This is a genomic window from Deinococcus detaillensis, assembly GCF_007280555.1.
GTDB classification, from domain to species: domain Bacteria; phylum Deinococcota; class Deinococci; order Deinococcales; family Deinococcaceae; genus Deinococcus; species Deinococcus detaillensis.
Genome location: NZ_VKDB01000002.1, coordinates 73,291 through 95,342 on the forward strand (window position 1 = coordinate 73,291; position 22,052 = coordinate 95,342).

Consider the following 22,052-nt stretch of genomic DNA (forward strand, 5'->3'; position numbering starts at 1 on the left):
AAAACCCGCTCCCAAAACTGGGAACGGACTTGAGGAAATGAAATTTAAGGGCAGGTGGTGGCGGGAGAAGCGCTGTTGCGGGGTGCAGGCGCGTCGGCGGTGAAGTCGGCGCTGTTGTTGTCGGTGTCGGTGCAGCCAGCCGCTTTGCGCTGAACCGATTTGGTGTTTGCTGGTGCAGGTGCGGCGCTGCCTTCAGACTGCACGCCCACGCCAGCACCGAAGCCTACACGGTCAACCAAACTGCTGTTCAAGGTCAAGTCTATGCGCCCCGTTGAAGCAGAAATATTCGCGCCGAAGGTGGTTTCGTCCGGCGTCGGCAGGGGCGCGGACGTCGCTGCACCTGCCGCGCCCTGAATCAGGAAGTATTTGCCCGCGCCGAGGCTGCCGTTAAGGGTAACAGAGCCGCCAGAACCAGCCGAAGCCGAGCCGGAGAAGTACTCGACTTTGTAGCCAGTTAAGGTGATGCTGGCATTGGTCGGGTTAAACAGCTCCACAAAGTCGTTGGTGTACTGAGCGCCTGTGTTGCCGCCGCCGCCATACACCTGACTGATCACCAGATGGTTCACGGCGCTGCCGCCGCCGGTGCTGGGAGCCGCCACGGTAAGGCTCTTACTGGCCGTTACCGTTTGGGCGTCGCTGCTGCGCGAAACCGTCACGCTGATGGTGGGCGTGCTGGCAGTGGTGTAGGTGTGGGTCAGGCTCAAGGCATTGTTGGTGATTGCCACGTCGCTGTCCGTCTGGCCGTCGCCCCAAGTCACGTTGGCGCTCTGGGCACCGCTGCTGGTCAGGTCAAGGGTGTAAGCGGTGTTGGTGGTGGCCGTCGCTGCGCCGGACAAGCTGACGGTGGGAGCAGGGTTGGTGGTGGCCGGCAAATTGAAGCCGACTTTCAGCGGATCGTGGTCGCTGCTGCGGTAAGCCGAGTCGTTATAAAGGTTGGTGATTTGATCGGCGCTCTTGAAATCCAAGTTGTAATCCAAGATGTCTGGTTCGTCGGTGTTGTCGTGCCACTTGGCCGAGTCGCCGCTGAGCAGCGCTTTCATGCTCTGGGTCACGAAGGCGTGATCCAAGCTGCCGAATTGCCCGTCGAACTGGTACGAGTACACGCTGCTGTCAAACACGTTGAACAGGTCGTCGCCTGTGTTGGCCAAACCGTCGAGCCCTTTACGCAAGTTGACCAAGCTGGTTTCTTGGTCGTAGGCGTTGAAGTCGCCTACCGCGATCACGTTTTGCACGCCTCTGCCAATCACGATCTGGTTCTGGATCAAGTCGAGTAGGCGGGGCACTTGCTGCTCGCGCCGCGCCGCGCTGCCGCCCTGACCGTCGTTTTGGTCGGCGTTGGCTCCGCTGCCGCTGCCTTTGCTCTTCATGTGGTTGACCACCACGGCAAACTGTGTGCCGTTGGCGGCCTGAAACACCTGTGCCAGCGGGTAACGGTCATTGACCGGGTCGGTGTCGTTGAGCGCCGCGCCCACCAAGCTGACTTTGCTGGGTTTGTAGATCAGCGCGACCTGAATAAAGTCGGTGCCGGGGTTGGGATTGCTGACGGCGGCGTATGTACCCGCGCCCATTTTGGCGTTCAGCGCACTGACCAAATCGCGCAGCGCGTCGCCGCCTTTGCCTTCGGCAGCGTTGTTTTCGACTTCCATCAGCCCGGTGACGTCGGCATTCAGGCCCGCGAGGTTGCTCACGACTTTATCCAACTGCCGCAGGTACTCGGTGCAGTTGTTGGCTCCGCGCCCTGCCGCGTCGGTTCCGCCGTCGGTGCAGCCGCTGTTGCTGTCGTCGATGGTGTTGTCGCCCCGGTTGTTGCCCAGCGTCGTCCAGAAGTTGAGGACGTTGGCACTGGCGACCGTGAGATTGCCGCTGACGGTCGGTGCGGGCGGACGGACTGGGCCGGTGAAGGTGGCGTCGGCCAAGGTGGTTTCAATCCGGTAGGTGTCGGGCTGGCCGCTGTAATCGAAGCCGTAATGCACCACGCCCACCACGTCGGCGTTGTCGCCAGTTCGCAGGGTGTTGGCGGCGCTCAGCGGTTTGTTGTCCCGGCCATACAGAGCGGCGACATTCTGGGCCGTGCTGGCGTCGTCGATAGAGATGGTGCGCTTGGCGATGTCGGCTTTGTGCGCGGCGTATCCGGCAACGCTGGGCGCACTCAGTTGGGTGAACTGGGTCAGGCGGGTATCGGCCACCTTGACGGTGTTGCCGCGTCCCAGCTTGTAATTCTCAGTGACGACGCCTTGCACGCGCACCCGCATGCCTTCAAGGGGTTCCCAATCGGAAACAGGCAAAGTCACGGTGATCGGCGCAGGCAAGGCGATACCGCTGGCGACCACCGTCACGCCGCCCGTCGCGGGGTTGATCTGGGTGACGGTGTTGAACTCGCTGACGGGGCCAGTCACCCGCACGAGGTCGCCCACCTTCACCGCGCAGGCGGGGCAGTAGACAAAGACGCCTTCGCTGGTGGCTGCGTCAGTGTCGGCGTCCGCGTCCGGCGACTGGATAAAGAAGCCCTTGAGCTGCCCGGCGTCTTGGAAGTTGGCTGTCACCACGCCCTGAGTCGTCAGCGTCTGTCCAGCTTTGGGCGAGGCCGGGCCGCCGCCCTGAATCTCGTGAACCGGGGTGTAATTCAGCGGCGCTTGGTCATCGGCAGTCGTGACCACCACGCTGAAGCTGAACGGATCGGTTTTCGGCGAATTGGTCGGGAAATCCACCGCGAAAGTGATGTTGGTGCTCGCGCCCGGAGCCAGCGAGGTCACAGAGCGCCAGCCGCTGCCGGCGACACCATTTACCACGAGGCCGCTGGGCGCAGCCGGATGCAGGCCAGCTGTACCGGCGATGGCTGCGTAAGGCGTCGCTTCGAGATCGGTGCTGACAGTGCCGCTGGCCGCGCTGAAGACCTTGCCGGTCACGGGTGTCAGGCTACTCACCAAAGCGTCAGGCACCGCCGTGCCGCCAAAATCCGTCACGCTATTGAAATACGTGCTGCCCACCGTCGGGGCGCTGGCGGGAGCCGCAGCGCTGCCGTCGGGGTCGGTGTTGATCGGCACAAAACTCAGGTGCTGAATGGTCTGGGCGGTGTTGTTGGTGAGTTTGTAGACCGCCCGTACATGCCGGGTGCCGCCAACGGCGAAGGTGTCAAGGCCAATCAACGTCGCGGGCAGACTGTCGGGGGCGTCCACCAAGGCCTGAGCCTTAATGCCCGCGCTCAAGCGCTGCAAGCTGACGCTGGGTTTGGAGCCGCCCACGCCCTGAAAATGAATTTCGTAGACGCGGCCCAGTGCTGAGGCCACCGGCTTTGGGGCGGGTACGGTCACGGCGGGCCCAGTTACAGCAGGCACAGTCACGGCGGCTTGTCCAGCAGGCTGTTGAACACTGCCGCAGCCGCTGAGCAGGGCCGCGCTGAGCAAACCGAGGGCAAGGCCCGAGCGGGTCAGCCATGTGGTGGTGGGTTGGGCAGGGGCAGATTTAAGCATTAAAACTCCCAGTCATTGTTGCGAGTGTTGGTGAAGTTGAGGCTACCGACGCCGATTGGAAAGCTGCGGGCGAGGGTCAGCGCTTGCCATTGGCCCGCTTTCTCTAGCTGCGGCGGGCTGTAAGGAAGTTTCTTGGTGTTGACGGTATTGGGATTTTCGGCTTCTGGCGGGGTTGGGGTAAGCAGATTCATAGCATCTCCTTGGAGAGAATAGACTTCATCTTCCCTTTATCTACTCGGCAGCACTGCGCCGCGCTGGGAAAACGACTGCGGTGGTTTGCCGACTTGAAGACCAATGCCGACCAAGTATGCGGGGAGCTTGTAAGGTTTTTGTCAGCACCAGCACCTTAGCAAAAGTCGTGCGCCGATGACACGGCGCTGCTTACGAGGCGCTAGCATCGTTTGTGGAATGGACACTAAAATGATCTGGACGACAACTCCCGAAGTAATGGCCACCGAGCTGCCTGACGCGGTGGTGATCTTGGACGAAGGCGGCGAGATGTACCAACTGAGCGGCGTGGCCAGGGCGGTTTGGCTGGCCCTTCCCGCCGACTTAGAAACGCTGACGGCAGCGGTGACGGCTCAGTTTGAAGTCGGCGTGCAGGCCGCCCAAGCCGACATTTCCGCGTTCCTGAGCGAGATGACGCAGAGGGGTTTGCTGACCCAGAGCGGATGACCCAGCAGGCCTTTGACAGTCTGTCGACCCGGGTTACTTTCAGCCCCCAGACCGCTCAGTGGGCCGCTGGACTGAGGCCGCCACTCCTTCACCAAGCGCCGACCACGCCACTCACCAGCCATTTGCAGCTTGAGCGCGGGCCTGCGCGGGCAGACGGGCAACCCGTGCGGCTGAGTTGGTCGGGCGGAAATGTAGAAGCGCGGCGCTCAGGCAACCGCGTTTGTATTCCGGAGGTGCTGGCCTTTGATGTGCAGCCGCGCCTCACCCATGTCGAACTCGGCCCCGACGCCGAGTCAAGGGCCGCCGACGCTTGGCTCGGCCTGCATCTGGCCTTTGCCGAAACGCAGCGGGCAGCGGGGTGGCTGAGTCTGCACGCTGCCCTGCTTAAGCTGGCGGGGCCAAGCGGAGCTGAGCGCTTGATCGCCATCACCGGCCCGAGCGGCGCAGGAAAAAGCACCGCCGCCCTGCGGCTGATGCAGCGCGGCGCGGCGGTGGTTGCCGAAGACAGCGGTTGGCTCTCGCCGGAGGGCGAAGTGTTTGGCTGGGACAGCAATTTGCGCTTGCGGCCCGATACGCTCTCCCAGTTTGCTCCGTCGCTGAGCCGCGCAGGCCAAGACGCTCACGGCAAAGATGTGGTTGAAGTCGGGCGGTCGGCGGGCGGGCCACTTGCGTCAACTTGGGTGCTGGGAGCGCCGCACGGCCAGCTGCTCAGCGCGGCGGATCAGGTGCGGGCCTGGTGGGAGATGAGCGGCCTACCCATCACGCCCGCCGCCCGCAGGGGCGTTCAGCAAGCCGTAGCCCGCTGCTGCGTGCCCAACCTGACGAATATCCCGGTGTATGGCCTGAACCGTGACCGCTTGTTCGAGCTGGAAGATTTATTGAAGCGCTGAAGCTGGTGTCGGAACGATACGGGTCACGGCGATCTTTTCACGAATGAACAGGGTGTCGATTTTGGGGGCCATCTCGGTTTTCCACACCTCACTTTGATAAACCTTGGCGTACAACTCTTCGCGCTGTGCTTCGTTTTCAAAGCGGCGAATCCAGATATAGATGTCGGGGTCTTTTTCGTCCACGAACGAGCCAGTCACGTCCATTCCTTTCGAGACTTGAAAGGGAATGACCGTTTCCTCCATGAACTTCACCAGTTCGTCGCGGCGGCCTGCTTGAGCTTGATAACGGCGGTATTCGTAAAACATAGACGGCCTCCAGGGGCGCGGTAAGAAGCGGTGCCGCGCCTAGGCCTCTAATTCTAGCTGCATAGCTTCTAGCTGCACAGCGCTCAGTCCGTTTGCGGCCCGGTCTGGTTGAGCATCAAGAAGGCCAGCAGGTTGCCCACCGTTTCGTGCGCTTCTATAGGATGCCTCAGCGACTGCTCGCCGCGAATCTCATAGCGGTTGCGCCGCCCAACCCTGACCCGTATCAGAATTCCGGCTTCCTCCAAGTCGCGCACGATGCGCTGCACGGCGCGTTCGGTGATGCCCACCGCCTGCGCCGCCGAGCGCAGGGGCATGTCGGGTTCGCGGGCCAAATAAAGCAGGACGTGGCTGTGGTTGGAAAAAAACGTCCAGCCGGCGGGCGCTGGGGAGCGCTCAGGCCGCTGCGGTGCGGGTGATGGAAGATCGGAGGCTGGGGTCATGGCAGGTGGTGAAGCTGAGTGTAACCGAGTCTGGGGTCGCCGCGCCCTTGACAGCACGTTCACCCTCCTGATATACGATATGTGTTACGCGAAAAGTTTTTCGTATATTTGCCTCCACTTTCCCCCTTACTCGTTTCACGGAGTCCACCATGTCCAGCACCCTCACTGCGCCGCACCCCGCTTCCCCCGTTCTCACCGCCGTTCCGGTAGCAATTACCCGTGGCGACGGCATTGGCCCGGAAATCATGAGCGCCACCTTGCGGGTACTGGCGGCGGCGGGAGCGCGGATCGATACCCGCGAAGTCCGCATGGGCGAGGCGGTTTATCTCGGCGGCCACACCTCCGGCCTCGCGCCCGACGCTTGGGACGTGCTGCGGAGCACCGGAGTGCTGCTCAAAGCGCCGATCACCACTCCGCAGGGCGGCGGCTACAAAAGCCTGAACGTGACGCTGCGCAAGAGCCTCGGCCTGTACGCCAATGTGCGCCCCTGCCGCGCCTACGCGCCGTATGTGACCACCCACCATCCGGCGATGGATCTGGTGATCATCCGCGAGAACGAAGAAGACCTCTACGCAGGCATCGAGCACCGCCAGACCCGCGAGGTCATTCAGTGCCTCAAGCTGATTACCCGTGACGGTTGCGAGAAGATCGTGCGTTACGCTTTCGAATACGCCCGCCAGCACAATCGGCGCAAAGTCACGGCGCTGAGCAAAGACAACATTATGAAGCTGACCGACGGCCTGTTTCACCGGGTCTTCGACGAGATTCGCACCGAGTACCCCGAACTGGAAGCCGAGCACCAGATCATCGACATCGGCACGGCGCGGGTGGCGACCCGGCCTGAACTCTACGACGTGATCGTGACGCTCAACCTCTACGGCGACATTCTCTCGGACGTGGCGGCGGAGGTGGCCGGTTCGGTGGGCCTGGCGGGCAGCGCCAATATCGGGGCGAAGTTCGCCATGTTTGAAGCGATTCACGGCAGCGCTCCCGACATCGCCGGGCAGAACATCGCCAACCCCAGCGGCCTGCTGCAATCGGCGGTGCTGATGCTGGAGTACCTGGGCCAGCCGGACATCGCCAGCACCATCAGCAACGCTTGGCTCAAGACCCTGGAAGACGGTCTGCATACCCGCGACATCGCCTCGGAGCAGACCCGTCAGGTGCTGGGCACTCAGGAATTTGCCGACGCCGTGATCGAGCGCCTCGGCCAGTTTCCAGTTCACCTCAAGCCTACCCCCACGCCCCGCGAAGCCGCCGAGCCGCCCAAGATGAGGCCCCGTGCTCCGATCACCAAGCAGCTTGTCGGCACCGATGTCTTTTTCGAGTGGTTTGAAGGCGAGCGTGATCCGGAAGCGCTGGCGGCGGTGCTGCAATCGGCCCAGCTCGAGCACCTGCCGCTGCTGATGATGACCAACCGGGGCGTCAAGGTCTGGCCACAGGGCATACCTGAAACCTTCAAGTCCGACCACTGGCGCTGCCGCTTTCTGTCAGACGGGTCGATCACCCACGCCGATGTGCTGGCGCTGCTGTCCAACCTGAACCAGACCGGGCTGGATTTCATCAAGACTGAACACCTCTACACCTTTGACGGCGTGCCGGGCTACACGCTGGGCCAGGGTCAGTAAGCCGCCAGTCCAGCACTCGCCCGCTTCAGCTCTTAAAGCCGTGTGGGTGGGTGCGGTGCCAATCCCAGGCGGTCTGGACGATGCCGTTTAGATCGGTGAACTTGGGGTCAAAACCCAGCTCGCTTTTGATCCGGCTGGGATCGGCCACCAATGACGGCGGATCGCCGGGGCGGCGCGGCCCTTCCTCCCGTGTGAGCGGCGTGCCCACCACCGCGTCTACTGCGTCCAGCACCTGCCGCACCGAGAAGCCGTGACCGAGGCCCACATTGAAGGCCTGCCCGCTCACTGCGCCGCCAGAGAGGGCCTGTACCGCCAGCACATGCGCGTCGGCCAAATCCATGACATGCACGTAGTCGCGCACGCAGGTGCCGTCGGGGGTGGGGTAATCGGTGCCGTTGACAAACATTTTTTCGCGCTGACCGAGGGCGGTGAGCAGTGCCAACTCGATCAAGTGGGTTTTGTTGGGATGGTCTTCGCCGATGGTGTGGTCGGGGGCGGCCCCGCAGACGTTGAAGTAGCGCAACACGGTGTACGGAAGGCCGTGCGCCACGCCGAAATCGTGCAAAATCTGCTCCACCATCCATTTGCTGTGGCCGTAGGTACTGGTCGGGCGCTTGGGAGCGTCCTCGGGAATCGGCACGCTCTCGGCGTCTCCGTAGACAGCCGCTGTCGAACTGAACACCAGCGGAATCTTGCGCGTTTCCACGATGGCCTGAAACAAGTTGAGGCTGCCGGTCACGTTGTTTTGGTAATAGCGGCCCGGCGACCGCATACTTTCGCCCACCTCGATCAGCGCCGCGAAGTGAATCACCGCGTCGGGCTTCGCGCTCAGCAGCGCCGCTTTGAGGGCGGGTGGATCGAGCAAGTCGGCCACGATCAGTTCTACAGTTGCGGGCAGAGCTTCTCTGTGACCGCTCGACAAGTTGTCCAGCACCGTGACGCTGTGACCCACCGCTAAAAGTTGCCGTACCGTATGCGAGCCGATATAGCCCGCGCCTCCCACAACCATTAAGTGCATATGTTCGCTCCTTTTGAACAGATGTGATGAAGAAGAGCGGCTCGGACTGCTTCGGCCCGATTTTACCCGGTCTAGCGCCGCCGTAAGCTCCACGCCCCCTCTTGACGCCTGACCTCCTGTTCCCTACACTTCATAACATACGAAAGAAATGAAAGAAAGGGAGGCGGCAAAAGTGAGCCAGCGGCAAACCCAGATTTTGCAATTGCTTACGCGCCAGGAGCAGGTTTCTGTCTCTGAGCTGTCTTCTTTGCTCAGCATTTCGGAAGTTACGGTTCGCAGCGACCTCGAGCAGTTGGGGCGGGCAGGTTTACTGCGCCGTATTCGTGGCGGTGCGGCGCGGCCCCTGTCCACCGAGCAACCGTTGGAGGAAACCAGCAAGCAACACGCGGCGGCCAAACGCCGAATCGGGCGGGCAGCAGCGGGTCTGGTGCAAAACGGCGAGACTATCTTTTTGGACGTCGGCAGCACCACCACCGAAGTCGCTCGCCACCTCCCACCCACACTCAGCGGCGTGACCGTCGTGACCAACGGGCTGAATATTGCCTTGGAGCTTCAGCGGCTGCCCAATTTGCAAGTGATTGTCACGGGCGGCACCTTGCGGCGGTTGCAACACAGCTTGGTCAGTCCCTACGGTTTAGAAGTGCTTTCGAAGATTCGGGCAGACCGTTTGTTTCTGGGCTGCAACGGTGTGCACCTCCAGCACGGCGTGACCAGTGTCAACCACGAGGAAGCCGAAATTAAAGCCCAGATGGTGCGGTGTAGCCGCGAGGTGGTGGTGGTGGCCGATTCAAGCAAACTCGGTTTCGTCAGCCGCGCTCATATTGCTCCGCTCACCAGCGTTCACACGCTCATTATCAACCAATCTTCGGGCCAAAGCCTCAACGGGTACGCGGCTCAGGTTCAACAGATGCTGTGCGTTTAACGCGTCTACCCTTCCAAACGCTCCTTGTTTGACACATTCTCTACTCGCTCCACTTCCCCGCTTTCTACGTCCTTACAGGAGGATTCATGAAAAAAGTAGCTCTCAAATCAGGCGCTCTGCTCCTTTCCTTGGCCCTGGCGGCCAGCACCGCCCACGCCGCCGACCCGGCTTTTCCCAAGGCCCCCAGCGGCAACGTGACCCTAGAAGTCTGGTCGTGGGTGCCGGGCCTCGACAAAACGGTGGCCGCTTTTACCAAGCAGTACCCAAATATCAGCGTTAAGATCCTCAACCTCGGCGGTGGGCCGCAGACTTACACCAAGCTCACCACGGCCATCAAAGCCGGCAGCGGCGCACCTGACGTGGCGCAAGTCGAGTACGGCTTTTTGCCCGCTTTTGCCGATACCGGCGGCATCGTCGATCTGAGCAAGTACGGCGCGAACGACTACAAGAAATACTTCGTGCCTTGGACCTGGGGCCAGGTCAGCCCAGACGGTCAAGGGGTCTACGCCATTCCGCAGGATACCGGCCCGTTTGCGATGGTTTACCGCCAAGACATTTTGAAGAAGTACGGTGTGGCCGTGCCCAAAACGTGGGATGAATACGCCAAAGCCGCTGCGGCGGTCAATGCCAAGAGCAAAGGAGCCGTCAAGCTCGGCAACTTCTACTCTACCTTCGCGCCTTGGTTTATGGCGCTGGCGTGGGCCGACGGCGGGCAGTTTTTCAAGCGTGACGGCGACGGCTGGGTTCAAACCCTCAACAACTCCAGCAGCAAAAAAGTGCTGAATTACTGGTACAGCATGATCAAAAAAGGCGACGTCAGCACGGTCATCGCTTTCAGCGCCGATTACTGGAACGCGGCGGGCGCGGGCAAAATCGCCACCAACATGGAAGCGGCTTGGGGGCCGGGCGGTTACGCGGGCAGCCTCAAAGACAAGTCGGCGGGCCTGTGGCGTGTTGCGCCCATCCCGCAGTGGACGGCGGGCGGCAAAGTCGCCAGCGGCAACTGGGGCGGCAGCAGCAACGTCGTGACCACCCAGAGCAAGAATCCCGAAGCGGCCACTTTGTTCGCGCTGTGGCTCAATCTGTCCACGCCGGCCATCACTGCCAACTGGAACAACGGCGGGCTGTTTCCAGCCTCTGACGCGGGCCTGGGCTTATCAGCGCTGGATGACAAGAGCAAGAACCCCAGCAAGTTCTTCGGCGGCCAGAACATCAGCGCCGTCTATGCGCAGGCTTCACGCGGCGTCAACGTCAACTTTCAGTGGGCACCCTGGTTCCCGTTTGTCAACGACAACTTCAACAAGCAGATGGACAAAATGCTCAAAGGTCAACTCACCCCCGATCAAGCGCTGGACGCCTGGCAAGCCGAGTCGCTGGCCGAGGCCAAGAAAGGCGGCTTCACGGTTAAATAAGGTGTCTGCGGCGCGTGGCCTGTGAAACTCACACGCTGTGGGCCGTCAGCACACTGAACACGGGGAGGGGTGGCCGCAACGCTTCCCTTCCCCACTTTAATGATTTGAACTTGCTGAACTGAGCGGCGTCCCTTGACGCTCTGCCCAGCCCAAGAAAAGGAGGCCAACCCGCTTGCGAAACCGTGCGACCCCTTGGTTTTTTCTGGCTCCCTTTTTAATCGCCTTCACCGCCTTTTTTCTGGCTCCAGTCGGTTACGCTTTTTATCTGAGTTTGTTTATCAAAAAACGCAGCGGCTTCGGCCCAGCCAAAGACGTTTTCGGAGGCTTAGCAAATTACGCCCGCGCTTTTACCGATTCGGATTTTTTGCATTCACTTCTGAATATTTTGTTGTTCCTCGTTATTCAAGTCCCGCTGATGCTGGTGGTCGCCACCGCTTTGGCACTTATTTTAGACGGCGTGAAAAATGGTTTCGCCCAACGCTTTTTTCGCACGGCTTTTTATCTTCCCTATACTGTGCCGAGCGTTATTGCGGGGTTGCTGTGGGGTTACTTGTATTCCAAGAATCTTTCGCCGCTCAATTATATTACTGGTGCTAAAACTGACTTCTTGGCCAGCGGCATTTTGTTGTGGAGCATCGGCAATATCGTGACGTGGACGTGGACGGGCTACAACATGATCACCCTCTACGCCGCCTTGCAAAATGTGCCGACTGATTTGTATGAAGCGGCCCGCATTGACGGCGCGAGCGGTTGGGACGTGACCCGTTATATCAAGATTCCGCTGCTGCGTCCGGCTCTGACGCTTACTGCTATTTTCTCAGTGATCGGCACCATGCAAATCTTCTCCGAGCCGTTTGTTTTGCGGCCTCTCGGCTACGTCCCCGACAACATCACGCCCAACACCTATTTGTACTTGGCGGTGGCCCGTGACGGTAACTTTGGATACGGCGCAACGCTGGCTATCGTCCTGGCGCTGTTTACCTTTATTCTCAGCGGCTTTTTCCTAAAGAATGTCAGAGGAGAATCATGACTGCCGCCAAAGAGCTGCCTGAGAGCAGCGTGACGACCACGCCGAGGAGGCCCACTCCGCGCCGCGAAGGCTTTTCGCCGCTGCAATGGGGCCTGCTGATGATCTTTATGCTGTACTGCTTGTTGCCGCTGTGGTGGGTGATTACCACCATGAACAAAGACAACGGGCAACTGTTTTCTACTTTCGGGCTGTGGTTTGCTTCTCCCAGCCACCTGATCGACAACTTCCATACCCTGTTTACCCGGCAAGACGGGATTTTCTCGCGCTGGCTGCTCAACTCGGTGATCTACGCTGTGGCGACGGCGGCGGGCAGCATGTTGGTCTCGGCGATGGGCGGGTACGCTTTTTCCAAATTCAGCTTTCGGGGCCGTGATCCGATCTTCAATCTGATTCTGGCCACCATCATGGTGCCGTCCACCGCGCTGGCCTTACCGATTTTCCTGCTGATGCAAAAGATCGGCCTGATCAACACCTACTGGGCCGTGATTTTGCCCGGTTTGGTCAACCCGTTCGGCCTCTACCTGATGCGGCTCTTCTGGGACGCCGGATTCCCGACGGAGCTGATGGAAGCCGCTCGCATCGACGGCGCGTCGGAAGGCACCATTTTTTCGAGGCTGGGTTTGCCTTTGGTGCGCGGCGGCCTCGTCACGGTGGCGCTGTTTTCGTTCGTCGGCGCGTGGAACAATTTCTTTTTGCCGCTGGTGGTGGTCAACAGAGACACTCTCTTCCCGCTAACGCTGGGCCTATCGGTTTGGAATCAAACCAGTTCCAGCAGCGGGCAAGAGCCGATTTACACCGTGATCGTGTTGGGCGCACTCATCAGCATTTTGCCGCTGATCATCGCCTTCTTGAGCTTAGGCCGCTACTGGCAAGGCGGGCTGGCCAGCGGAGCGGTGAAGGGATAAAACTTGTTCGCGTTGCTTACCGCCCCCTCCCCAACCTTCCGTCTTCAGGGGTGAGGGAGGGGTAAGTCGAGCGATTGCCTTTAAGCCCTTGCCCACTCACGACCAGCTCAACCAAAAGGAACCCATGACCGAATATCTCCAACTCGCCACCTGTGATTACCCCGAACACGTTCCGGCAGACCGTCCGGCCATTTACGCCAAGCAGCAGCGCGAACTCGGCCTGACTTATGTGCGCCTCGCCGAGTTTGCCTGGAGCCGGATGGAGCCGCGCCAAGGTGAATTCGACTGGGTGTGGCTCGACGAGGCCATTGACGCTTATCAAGCGGGCGGCCTAAAGGTGGTGCTGTGTACCCCGACGCCTACGCCTCCGGCTTGGCTGATTTGCGCCCACCCCGAAATCTTGCCTTATGACGAGCAGGGACGGGTGCGCGAGTTCGGTTCGCGGCGGCATTACGATTTTGCCTCGCCCATCTACCGCGAGCATTCCCGCCGAATCACGCGGGCGATTGCCGAGCGCTACGGTGAGCACCCAGCGGTGGTGGGCTGGCAGACCGACAACGAATGGGCTTGCCACAACACGGGGCGCAGCTACGGCGGCGCGAGCGCGGCGGCTTTCCCGGCGTGGCTGGAGGCCAAATACGGCAGCCTGGAGCAGCTCAACACCGCCTGGGGCAATGTCTTTTGGAGCATGGAGTACACCGACTGGGCGCAGATCAAACCGCCGATTTTGCTCGTCACCGAGCCGAACCCATCGCATGTTCTGGACTACTACCGCTTTTGCTCCTCGCTGATCGCTTCGTTTCAAGCTGAGCAGGTCGCCATTTTGCGTGAGCGGTCGCCGGGCCGCTTTGTCACCCACAATTTCATGATCTTCGAGAGCGGCTTTGATCACTACGAAGTCGCCAAGGGCTTAGATTTCGTCTCGTGGGACAACTACCCCACCGGGATGCTGGAGTTCTTTGCGCCCAGCGGCCAGAGTGACGACATCAAAACCCACTTTGCCCGCACCGGCCACCCCGACTTGATCGGCTTTAACCACGACCTCTACCGGGGCATGCTGAAAGGTAAGGAGGGTCTGGGGCGGCAAGGCGCAGGCACGCCCAGCGGCCCCTGGGTCATGGAGCAGCAGTGTGGGCAGGTCAACTGGGCCCCCTTCAACCCGCTGCCAGCACGCGGCGCGGTGCAACTCTGGACGGCGCAGGCGTGGGCGCACGGCGTGGACGTGGTGAGTTATTTTCGCTGGCGGGCCGCCACGATGGCGCAAGAAGTCATGCACTCGGGCCTGCTGCGCCACGACGAAACGCCGGATCGGGGCTACGAGGAAGTCAAAGCGCTGAAGCTGAGTGATTTTCCGCTTGGCGAAGTCCCAGCCAAAGTCGCTTTGCTCCACGATTACGACAGCTTGTGGCTTTACGACGCCCAAAAGCACAGCGCGTCCATGAGTTACTGGACGCAGACTGTCACCTATTACATGGCGCTGCGGAGTCTGGGACTGGACGTGGACATTCTTCACTCCGACGCCGATTTGAGCGGTTACAAAGTGGTGGTGGCTCCCGCCCTGACCCTCATTTCGGCTGAGCAGGCGCGGCAGTTTTCGGCGCTGGCGGCCAGCGGCACTAAGTTGGTTTTTGGCCCGCGCACCGCCTTCCGAACGCCCGGCGGCGAGACGTGGAGCGAGGGGCAATTTGGCCCCATGAGCGATTTGATCGGCGCAAAGTTGCTGCAATACGACTCGCTGCGCCCTGGCCTTACCCAAAGTGTCAAGTACGGTGAGGGAACATTCGCGGCGACGGACTGGGCTGAGAGCTACCGGCTGAGCGGCGCAAGAGCTCTGGCGAGCTACGTCGGCGGGCCGCTGGATACTCAGGCGGCAGTCATCCGAAAAGGCCACGTCACCGTCATCGGCGCTCACCAGCAAGAACTCATCGGCACGGTCTTGAGCGAAATTTTGATGAATGTCGGCATTTCGGTAGAAACTTTGCCGGACGGGGTGCGCCTCAGTCGCCGGGCCGGCAAGACCTTACTCCAAAATTGGAATCCGCACCCTGTAAAGTGGCAGGGCCGCCTCCTCGCTCCGGTGAGCTTCACGGTGCTGGATGCTTAAAAGGAATCCATGACCCCACTCTCCGATCTCGCTTCGCCACAAACCACGCCTTTTTATGCCCAGGACTTCACCAAACCCGATGGCCGCTCCCTGACTTTGTACGGCCTCTTTCCGATTGAACTCGCCTCACCCGTTCCCAGCCCCAGCGACGAACCGGTGGACGCCCGCCCCGAAATGCGCTGGCATCCGCTGCGGGGAGAGTGGGTCATGTACGCCGCGCACCGCATGGGCCGCACGTTCTTGCCGCCGCCGGAATACAACCCGCTTGCCCCCACCTCCGACCCTGCTCATCCCACTGAGTTGCCGCGTGGGCGCTACGACATGGCGGTGTTCGACAACCGCTTTCCCAGCCTGAGCCTCTTGGCCCCGCAACCAGAAGCCGTGCCCGGCACCGACCCCCGGCCCGGCACCGGCAAGTGCGAGGTGGTGGTGTTTAGCCAAGACGCTTCCGGCACACTGGGGGGGCTGAGCGCCGATCGGGTCGAACTGCTGCTGCGAATCTGGGCCGACCGCACCGCCCGCTTGGAGGCCACCGGAAAAATCAAGAGTGTACTGGCCTTTGAAAACAGGGGCGTGGAAGTCGGCGTGACCTTGCACCACCCGCACGGCCAGCTTTACGCTTACGACCACATTCCGCCGGTTCAGGCCCAGATGCTGGCGAGCGCCGAGGCCCACTTCAAAGACAGGGGTCAGCCCTGGCTCAGCGATTTTGTCGCCGCTGAGCGTGAGGCCGCCGTGCGCTTGATCTTGGACGCCGGAGAGGCCCTCAGCGTGGTGCCGCCGTTTGCCCGCTACACCTACGAAACATGGGTGCTTCCGGCGCGGGCGGCCTCGCGCTTGTCTGACCTCAGCAGCGCCGAAGTCACTTCGTTTGCCCGCGTTCTCAAAGACGCTTTGCTGCGCTTAGACGCCCTCTTTGGGGTGCGGATGCCCTACCTGCTTACACTGCATCAGTCTCCCCTCGGCGGCGAGTATCCGGCGTTTCCGCTGCACATCGAGATTTATCCGTACCTGCGTTCACCCGGCAAGCTCAAGTACCTCGCGGGCACTGAGCAGGGCGCGGGCGAGTTTGCCAATGACAACTTCCCCGAGGGGGCGGCTGCCGACTTGCGGGCCGTTCAACTGTGAAGGCTGCTCAACTGTGAAAGCTATTTAACTGTGAAAGAGGTGGAGATTTGAAGACGCCAGAAACGTACCAATCGGTCTTCGGCGGTGAACCGGAAGTCGTCGCCAGTGCGCCGGGGCGGGTCAATTTGCTGGGCGAACACACCGATTATCAGGGCGGTTTCGTGCTGCCCACTGCCATCCCGCAGCGGGCCACCGTCAGCTTGGGGCGCAACGGCACGCAGCAGCACCGCCTGCGTAGCGCCAATCTCAACCATACGCTAGACGTTCCGGTGGGTGAGGTGGGCAGCAGTTTTGCGCCGTACCTGACCGGCTGCTTCGAGCTGAGCGGCGTCACCGAGGGCCTCAACGCCTTTATCTTCAGCACGGTTCCCAGCGGCGGCCTGAGCAGCAGCGCGGCGCTGGAGGTGGCGGCGCTACGGGCACTGCGCGAATTGTACGGTCTAGCGCTTGATGATGTGGAATTGGCTTTGCGTGGAGTGCGGGTTGAACACGAATTTGTGGGCGTGATGTGCGGCGTGATGGATCAGATGGCTTCCAGCCTCGCCGACACCAAGACGCTGCTGCTGATCGACACCCGCACTTTGGAGCGCCGGGCCGTGCCGCTGCCCGCTGGCTCAGAAGTTTTAGTGCTGGATTCGGGCGTGCCGCGCCGCCTCGCCGAGTCGGGCTACAACGAACGCCGCGCCCAAGTCGAGGAAGCCAGCCGCTTGCTGGGCGTGCCGCAACTGCGCGACGTGCTGAGCGTTGCCGAGCTGAGCGGGCTGCCGGAGCTGCTCAGGCGGCGTGCCCGCCACGTGGTCAGCGAAAATGCCCGCGTGCTGGCCGCCCTCAGCGCCGACGCCGCCGAGTTTGGCCGGTTGATGAACGCCTCGCACGCCAGCTTGCAGATCGATTATGAAGTCTCACACCCGCAGGTCGATGAGCTGGTGGCGCTCCTGCAAGCCCATCCGCAGGTCTACGGCGCTCGGATGACCGGAGCCGGATTCGGCGGCGCGGTGGTGGCGCTGATTCACGAAGGTGCGGCGGGTCTGGCCAGCAACGTGCTGTTCGATTATCACGAGCAAACCGGCGTGCGCGGCGTGCAGGTGGTGCCGTAGCCCTGATCTCCGTGTTCTCAACCCTTCCCTTCCCACTCTTTCCCTCACGAGGCTCCAACATGACCACACCCCACCACCACTGGACGCTAGACGTTCATTCTTCTGAACTGCGCGTGCTGACCAACGGCTACCAATCGTGGAGCGAGGCCGAGCTGCGCCCACTGACTGAAACCCAGACGCGGGCCAGTTTGGAATGGATGATCGACCAGGGCCAAGACCCTGCCTTCCCACCCAGCGGCGAGGCGGGTGTCTGGCGCAGTCACAGCCTCTTGGCCCTGATTCGGCCCGGTGGCGGCGGCTGGGTCGGCGCTCAGCTCGACGCCGCCCACACCTTTGCCCACTGGGAAGTGCGGGCGGCGGGCGAGCAAGTCCGCGTCACCTGCACGCTGGAAGGCCCGGACGTTGCGGTGGCCTGGGAAGAAACCAGCGACGTGATCGGCACCGTGGAGCGCCTCAGTGCTCAGCTCGCTCAGAGCATGCACGCCCGCACGCCAGCGCCGCTGCGGGTGTGGTGCAGTTGGTACAGCTACTACCGCAGCGTCACGCTGGACAATATGCTCGACAATGCCCGCCTCGCCAAGCAACACGGCCTGCCCTTTGACGTCTTCCAGCTCGACGACGGCTTTCAAGCTGATTTGGGCGACTGGACAGAGCCGAGTGAACAGTTTGGCGGCCACGCCAAAGACCTGCCCGCCGAACTCCGGAAACTCGGCTTCCGTGCCGGGCTATGGCTGGCTCCCTTTTTGGTGGGGCCGAACTCCAAACTGTTCGCCGCACATCCGGATTGGCTGCTCAAAAACCAAAGCGGCACCCCGCTGCTGTTCGGCCACAACTGGGGCGGTCAGTACGCGGCGCTCGACACCACCCACCCGGAAGTCTTGGTGTGGCTGCGCGAGCTGGCGGCGACTTGCCGGGCCTGGGGCTACGACTACCTCAAGGTGGACTTTTTATACGCGGCCTCTCATCCGGGTGTCCGGCACGACCCCTCGGTGAGCCGTGCCGAAGCATACCGGCGGGGCATTCAGGCGCTGCGTGAGGGCTTGGGAGACGACGGCTTTTTGCTGGGCTGCGGCGCTCCCCTGTCGGCCAGCATCGGCGTGATGGACGCCATGCGAACCGGGCCGGACGTGGCTCCCTACTGGGACGACGAAGCGCGGAGAATGCTGCTGGGTGACGGCAGCGTGCCGTGCAGCCGCAATGCGCTGCACACCGCTCTCTCGCGCTGGTATCAGCAGGCTTGGTATCAACCCGACCCCGACGTGATGATTGCCCGGAGAGAACGCAGCCTACTCAGCACCGACGAGCGCGGCGCACTGCTGGGAATGCTGGACGTGACCGGCGGCCTGCGGGCCAGCAGCGATCCGGTGGAAATGCTGGACGAGGCAGGCTTGAAGTTGCTGCGCCAGAGTTTAGAAATCAGCACCCCAGACCGCCCGCTGACGCTGACCGAAAGTCACGGCGGCGCGGTCACGCACTTTTCACGCGGCACCTTCAATTTGCAAGACACCCCAGCAGACGGGATTCAGCCGCACAGCTACCGGCCAAACCCCACTTAAGCCGGCTTCAGCGCCCCCGTGCCGGACTGCCCAGCAAGGCCACCAAGCGCTCGACCTGGGCTTGCTGGTTTGCTTCAAGGGCTGCCGCCGCTTCTTTTTGAATGCTGCGCCACGCTTCAAAGCTGCGCTCGGTGGTGTGGGTCACGGCGGCGTTGACGGTGAAGTGCAGGCTCGGTGAGCGCTTCATGGCCGCTTCGATCCCCTCGCCGCGTGCGCCGAGCAGCGCTCCCAGAATGCCTTTTTCTTCGGCGCGGCGCTGCAACTCACGCCTCAGGGCGCGGTCTTTGATGCGTTCCACCACTTCCCAAGCGGCGTCTTGCACCAGTTCGCGGCCCGGCGCGGCCCGGAAAACCTCCACCCACAAGTCCTCACCGCTGCGTCCGGTGCGCTGGGCCAAGCCGCTTGGCAACTCGGCCCAGTGGGTTTCAAAGTCGCGGGCGTCTTCGACCAGCACCTTGATCTGGCGGGTTCCGGCTTCCAGCGTGACCCGGTGGCCTTCGGGAAGCACGGCCCAGGCGCTGCGGCCCTGCTCATCGAGGGCCTGCATGCTGCTGTAAGCGTCGGCGAGCATTTCCGCTGAGTCGCTGGCGCTGCCCAGGCGGGCGCGGTCGGCGTAGAGGCCCACAGCGCCGCCGTCTTCCAGCCGGATTTCGTGCTTGACGTGGCGTAGGCCGTAGCCCCAGACCTCGTGGGCGGCGCTCAGGGCGGCGCTGAGTTGCTCGGCGCTCAGGTTGGCCACGCTGAGGTCAGGCAAAGCGGTTCTGAGCAGGCCTTGCAGCGCCTGAGCAGCCGAGCTGCTGAGAGCAGAATTGGCGGCGGTGGAACTTGCGTCTTTTTGCACCGCTTCTTTTTTGGGTTTGGGGGCTTGCGTCATCTGGCTCCTTGTGGAGGTGAATTCGGATCGGTGGACATTCACCTCAATTGTTATTCTGTTATATCACAAGTGGGGATGTTTTATTCGGTATTTGGCGCAGTATGCCGTCTCGCTGTTGGCTTGCTCAGCCATTCACATTAGCGCCGCAGGACTTCCTCGCGGCCCAGCAGCAGTTGGCGCAGGGTACTGTAACGCTGCTCGATGTCGGCCCTATCGCCTGAATTCTCGGTGACGCGCAGGGCGTCTTCGCGCACCATGTCGGCGTGGCGGCGAATCACGGCGCGGCGCTGTTCGTCATGGAGGCAGGAGGCCGTCACCGTCAGCACCTCCAGAAGCCGGATGGTGACGCTGGGGCTGCCGGCTCCGTACTGGCGGATCATGTCAAACATGCGGGCCAGCAGGCCTTCAAAGTCGGTCACGGGCATCACCAAGCGCAACTGCTTATCTCGGTAGAAAATTCCATCAGGCCAGCGGCGATCTTGCAAGCTGCACAGCGCGTCACCAAAGCGGTCAATCACGTCGATGGCCGTCACCGGATCATTGACTCCTGGCGACAGGGCGCGGGCCGCCACTTCACTGAGCTGGCGCACGCTGTATTCCAAATCTTGCCCGGTGGTGCGGGTGTCGCCCAGGGTCAGCGCGTCCATCACGCCTTTGGGCAATCTCGGCACGCCCACCGCAATCAGCGAATTGGGAAACACATAATCGCCGGGCCGCACCAACAGCCGCAGTGCCACATGGTCTTGGCCCGCCTTTTTAAGCAGCAACTCGGTGTCGAGCAGTTGCAAGTAGCCGCTGCTGGGTGCGTGCAGTTCTTCGCCGCCGTCCCAAAAGTTGTCGGGCGGCGCGGCTGCTCCTGGCGGACCCTGATCTTGCTGCTCGGTGGCGTTGAGCAAGGCCTGCCGCATATCGTTTCGCAGCGAGTTGACCACCCGCGTCATGCTGATGCTGCCGGTGATGTGGGCGAGGTAATACACCAACATGCCCACGCAGGCCAGCCCAAAAACCAGCGCGGCGGTGGTGTTGTAATGCGGAACAAACGGCGGGTCGCCGCCCTGCACGGCCCGGAGAGTATACAGCGAGAAAGCAAACGTAGAAATGAAGGTGCCGAGCGTCAACTGATTGCCTCTATCGGACGTGAAGTTGCCCAGCAGCCTCGGCCCCATCGAGCCGGCGGCGTAGGAGAGCGCAGCGATGGTGATGGAAAAAACGGTACCGGCCACCCCGATGCTGCTGGCGGCGATGGCCCCCAAGAGGCTCCGCGCCCCCGTTTCGCCGCCGCCATACACAAAAGTCAACCATTTGGGCACGCCGTAAGTCTCTTCGAGTTTGACGCCCAGCTCGGCCAAAACCAGTGCCAGCACCGTCATCACCGCCGGAATAAACCAAAACTGCACCGAGAGTTCGCGCAGGCGAAACAGCAGCCGGTTCACGCCGAGGGCTCTGCGCCGCTCTGACCTGCATGTTGGAGATCAGGCTTCTGGAGATCGGGTTGTTGGGGAGTGGGCGGCGATTGGCCCGCTGACGCTTCGGCTCTCCGCTTACCCTCAAACTCAATTTCTTGGCGGGTCTTTGGGTTGTCTTTGCGGGCGGGCCAGCCTTCGCGCTGCTTGACGCGGTCGCCGTCCACCGTCTCGGTTTGGTCGTGAAAGAGAATTTGCTGGGTGGGCATAGGCAGGTCTATTCCCGCCGCGATCAGCACGCTTTTGAGCTGCTCTAAGACCTGATCTTGGGCTTCCACCACTTCGCCCCGCTTGGGCGGATCGACCCAAAACCGGATATTCAAATTGACCGAAGAATCGCCCAAACTGTCCACCAACACGCTCGGTGCGGGGTCTTTGAGCACGTCGTCGATCTTGCCGATGGTGTCCAGAATCAGTTTTTTGGCCTGTGCAATATCGTCGCCGTAGCCGATGCCCACCGAGACGCTCAGGCGGCGATTGTCGTAAGCGGTGTTGACCGTGACGCGGTTGGTATACAAATCTGAATTGGGCACCACCACCAAGCGGTTGTCATAAGTCCGCAGCAAGGTGGCCCGCACCTGAATGTCTTCCACAGTGCCTTCGCTGCCGCCGGTCACGATCTGGTCGCCAATGCGGAAGGGGCGGGTAATGAGAATCAGAATGCCTGCCAGGAGGTTTTGAAAAATATCTTTGAAGGCAAAGCCGATGGCCACACCGCTGACCCCCAGCGCTCCAAACAAAGACGCCGCTGTCAGTGCGGGGAAAATAATGGTCAGCGCCACCAGCAAGCCGATGCCCAGCACCACCCAGGAAGCGATCCTCGAAAAGACCAGCGCAATGCCCCGGGGCTGTCCGGCCCGCTCGGCCACAGACACCACCGCGTTGCGAACCAGCCGGGCGATAAACATGAACACCAAAAAAAGAACAACCCCAATCAAGAGGTTGGGGATAATCAGTAAGACACTCTGCGCCATGCCTTGAAGCTTGGTCACGATAGCTGATAGGTCGAGGTTCATCTATGCAGCAGAGTAACAAGTCGGGCGCGGCAAGAGGGTATTTTGCGCCCAGAACGGCTGCGGTCTCTTGCCGAAGGGTTTATTGGGGAGCCTGAAAGCCGGGGTAGAACAGCGGCAA

At 61.6% G+C, this 22,052-nt stretch carries 19 protein-coding genes; 11 read left to right on the forward strand and 8 right to left on the reverse strand.

The features are described 5' to 3' along the window. Positions 1–44 precede the first annotated feature (44 nt). Entirely contained in the window at positions 45–3,470 is a 3,426-nt protein-coding gene (locus FNU79_RS02890) for an ExeM/NucH family extracellular endonuclease (protein ID WP_143719405.1), read from the reverse strand. Then, entirely contained in the window at positions 3,470–3,661 is a 192-nt protein-coding gene (locus FNU79_RS02895; RefSeq protein WP_143719406.1) for a hypothetical protein, read from the reverse strand. The genes FNU79_RS02890 and FNU79_RS02895 overlap by 1 nt, the downstream gene beginning before the upstream one ends. 217 nt (positions 3,662–3,878) lie before the next feature. Here FNU79_RS02895 and FNU79_RS02900 point away from each other — a divergent pair, with 217 nt between their 5' ends. Together FNU79_RS02900 and FNU79_RS02905 are read left to right on the forward strand one after the other, a co-directional pair. Beyond that, positions 3,879–4,145, forward strand: coding sequence for a PqqD family protein (locus tag FNU79_RS02900; protein ID WP_185974586.1), 267 nt, complete (start codon positions 3,879–3,881; stop codon positions 4,143–4,145). Then, the gene (locus tag FNU79_RS02905; protein ID WP_143719408.1) at positions 4,142–5,035 is read left to right on the forward strand and encodes a phosphoenolpyruvate carboxykinase (ATP); all 894 of its coding nucleotides are present in this window, start codon (positions 4,142–4,144) and stop codon (positions 5,033–5,035) included. The genes FNU79_RS02900 and FNU79_RS02905 overlap by 4 nt, the downstream gene beginning before the upstream one ends. Here FNU79_RS02905 and FNU79_RS02910 read toward each other — a convergent pair. Continuing rightward, entirely contained in the window at positions 5,021–5,341 is a 321-nt protein-coding gene (locus FNU79_RS02910) for an NIPSNAP family protein (protein ID WP_143719409.1), read from the reverse strand. The two genes, FNU79_RS02905 and FNU79_RS02910, sit on opposite strands and share 15 nt — an antisense overlap. An 83-nt stretch (positions 5,342–5,424) precedes the next feature. Then, positions 5,425–5,781: a helix-turn-helix transcriptional regulator gene (locus FNU79_RS02915; protein ID WP_143719410.1), complete on the reverse strand. Its 357-nt coding sequence runs from the start codon at positions 5,779–5,781 to the stop codon at positions 5,425–5,427. Between the two features lie 149 nt (positions 5,782–5,930). On the opposite strand from FNU79_RS02915, the gene FNU79_RS02920 reads away from it, so the two are divergent. Next, the gene (locus tag FNU79_RS02920; RefSeq protein WP_143719411.1) at positions 5,931–7,409 is read left to right on the forward strand and encodes an NADP-dependent isocitrate dehydrogenase; all 1,479 of its coding nucleotides are present in this window, start codon (positions 5,931–5,933) and stop codon (positions 7,407–7,409) included. Between the two features lie 25 nt (positions 7,410–7,434). On the opposite strand, the gene galE is transcribed toward FNU79_RS02920, so the two are convergent. Next, entirely contained in the window at positions 7,435–8,427 is a 993-nt protein-coding gene (gene galE / locus FNU79_RS02925) for a UDP-glucose 4-epimerase GalE (protein ID WP_143719412.1), read from the reverse strand. Positions 8,428–8,599: 172 nt separating this feature from the next. Between galE and FNU79_RS02930 the strand changes: the two genes are divergently transcribed. The 8 genes from FNU79_RS02930 (at position 8,600) to FNU79_RS02965 (ending at position 18,581) form a co-directional block, all read left to right on the forward strand. Then, on the forward strand, positions 8,600–9,349 hold the full coding sequence (locus FNU79_RS02930) for a DeoR/GlpR family DNA-binding transcription regulator (protein ID WP_225429842.1): 750 nt from the start codon (positions 8,600–8,602) through the stop codon (positions 9,347–9,349). 86 nt (positions 9,350–9,435) lie between these two features. Beyond that, positions 9,436–10,761, forward strand: coding sequence for an extracellular solute-binding protein (locus FNU79_RS02935; RefSeq protein WP_143719414.1), 1,326 nt, complete (start codon positions 9,436–9,438; stop codon positions 10,759–10,761). A 172-nt stretch (positions 10,762–10,933) separates the two neighbouring features. Next, on the forward strand, positions 10,934–11,791 hold the full coding sequence (locus FNU79_RS02940; RefSeq protein WP_143719415.1) for a carbohydrate ABC transporter permease: 858 nt from the start codon (positions 10,934–10,936) through the stop codon (positions 11,789–11,791). Then, on the forward strand, positions 11,788–12,696 hold the full coding sequence (locus FNU79_RS02945) for a carbohydrate ABC transporter permease (protein WP_143719416.1): 909 nt from the start codon (positions 11,788–11,790) through the stop codon (positions 12,694–12,696). Before FNU79_RS02940 ends, FNU79_RS02945 begins: the two co-directional genes overlap by 4 nt. Before the next feature lie 124 nt (positions 12,697–12,820). Continuing rightward, positions 12,821–14,800, forward strand: a complete 1,980-nt coding sequence (locus FNU79_RS02950) for a beta-galactosidase (RefSeq protein WP_143719417.1) — start codon at positions 12,821–12,823, stop codon at positions 14,798–14,800. A gap of 9 nt (positions 14,801–14,809) precedes the next feature. Further along, complete coding sequence (gene galT, locus FNU79_RS02955; protein WP_143719418.1) at positions 14,810–15,928, forward strand: galactose-1-phosphate uridylyltransferase; 1,119 nt, start codon at positions 14,810–14,812, stop codon at positions 15,926–15,928. Positions 15,929–15,975: 47 nt separating this feature from the next. Then, positions 15,976–17,025 (forward strand): galactokinase, encoded by a 1,050-nt coding sequence (gene galK / locus FNU79_RS02960; protein ID WP_143719419.1) that lies wholly within the window; start codon positions 15,976–15,978, stop codon positions 17,023–17,025. A gap of 59 nt (positions 17,026–17,084) precedes the next feature. Continuing rightward, positions 17,085–18,581, forward strand: coding sequence for a glycoside hydrolase family 36 protein (locus FNU79_RS02965; RefSeq protein ID WP_143719420.1), 1,497 nt, complete (start codon positions 17,085–17,087; stop codon positions 18,579–18,581). A gap of 7 nt (positions 18,582–18,588) precedes the next feature. Here FNU79_RS02965 and FNU79_RS02970 read toward each other — a convergent pair whose 3' ends face one another. The 3 genes from FNU79_RS02970 to FNU79_RS02980 all read right to left on the reverse strand — a co-directional run bounded on the left by FNU79_RS02970 (position 18,589) and on the right by FNU79_RS02980 (position 21,934). Further along, positions 18,589–19,455 (reverse strand): DNA repair protein, encoded by an 867-nt coding sequence (locus FNU79_RS02970; protein ID WP_143719421.1) that lies wholly within the window; start codon positions 19,453–19,455, stop codon positions 18,589–18,591. Between the two features lie 137 nt (positions 19,456–19,592). Then, on the reverse strand, positions 19,593–20,888 hold the full coding sequence (locus FNU79_RS02975; RefSeq protein ID WP_143719422.1) for a DUF2254 domain-containing protein: 1,296 nt from the start codon (positions 20,886–20,888) through the stop codon (positions 19,593–19,595). After that, positions 20,885–21,934, reverse strand: coding sequence for a mechanosensitive ion channel family protein (locus FNU79_RS02980; RefSeq protein ID WP_143719423.1), 1,050 nt, complete (start codon positions 21,932–21,934; stop codon positions 20,885–20,887). Before FNU79_RS02980 ends, FNU79_RS02975 begins: the two co-directional genes overlap by 4 nt. Positions 21,935–22,052: the final 118 nt, after the last annotated feature.

Bases quoted from the DNA above. Each gene is read 5' to 3' on its own strand.
- FNU79_RS02890 (WP_143719405.1), bottom strand. From the start codon at position 3,470: ATGCTTAAATCTGCCCCTGCCCAACCCACCACCACATGGCTGACCCGC.
- FNU79_RS02895 (WP_143719406.1), bottom strand. From the start codon at position 3,661: ATGAATCTGCTTACCCCAACCCCGCCAGAAGCCGAAAATCCCAATACC.
- FNU79_RS02900 (WP_185974586.1), top strand. From the start codon at position 3,879: ATGGACACTAAAATGATCTGGACGACAACTCCCGAAGTAATGGCCACC.
- FNU79_RS02905 (WP_143719408.1), top strand. From the start codon at position 4,142: ATGACCCAGCAGGCCTTTGACAGTCTGTCGACCCGGGTTACTTTCAGC.
- FNU79_RS02910 (WP_143719409.1), bottom strand. From the start codon at position 5,341: ATGTTTTACGAATACCGCCGTTATCAAGCTCAAGCAGGCCGCCGCGAC.
- FNU79_RS02915 (WP_143719410.1), bottom strand. From the start codon at position 5,781: ATGACCCCAGCCTCCGATCTTCCATCACCCGCACCGCAGCGGCCTGAG.
- FNU79_RS02920 (WP_143719411.1), top strand. From the start codon at position 5,931: ATGTCCAGCACCCTCACTGCGCCGCACCCCGCTTCCCCCGTTCTCACC.
- galE (WP_143719412.1), bottom strand. From the start codon at position 8,427: ATGCACTTAATGGTTGTGGGAGGCGCGGGCTATATCGGCTCGCATACG.
- FNU79_RS02935 (WP_143719414.1), top strand. From the start codon at position 9,436: ATGAAAAAAGTAGCTCTCAAATCAGGCGCTCTGCTCCTTTCCTTGGCC.
- FNU79_RS02945 (WP_143719416.1), top strand. From the start codon at position 11,788: ATGACTGCCGCCAAAGAGCTGCCTGAGAGCAGCGTGACGACCACGCCG.
- FNU79_RS02950 (WP_143719417.1), top strand. From the start codon at position 12,821: ATGACCGAATATCTCCAACTCGCCACCTGTGATTACCCCGAACACGTT.
- galT (WP_143719418.1), top strand. From the start codon at position 14,810: ATGACCCCACTCTCCGATCTCGCTTCGCCACAAACCACGCCTTTTTAT.
- FNU79_RS02965 (WP_143719420.1), top strand. From the start codon at position 17,085: ATGACCACACCCCACCACCACTGGACGCTAGACGTTCATTCTTCTGAA.
- FNU79_RS02970 (WP_143719421.1), bottom strand. From the start codon at position 19,455: ATGACGCAAGCCCCCAAACCCAAAAAAGAAGCGGTGCAAAAAGACGCA.
- FNU79_RS02980 (WP_143719423.1), bottom strand. From the start codon at position 21,934: ATGAACCTCGACCTATCAGCTATCGTGACCAAGCTTCAAGGCATGGCG.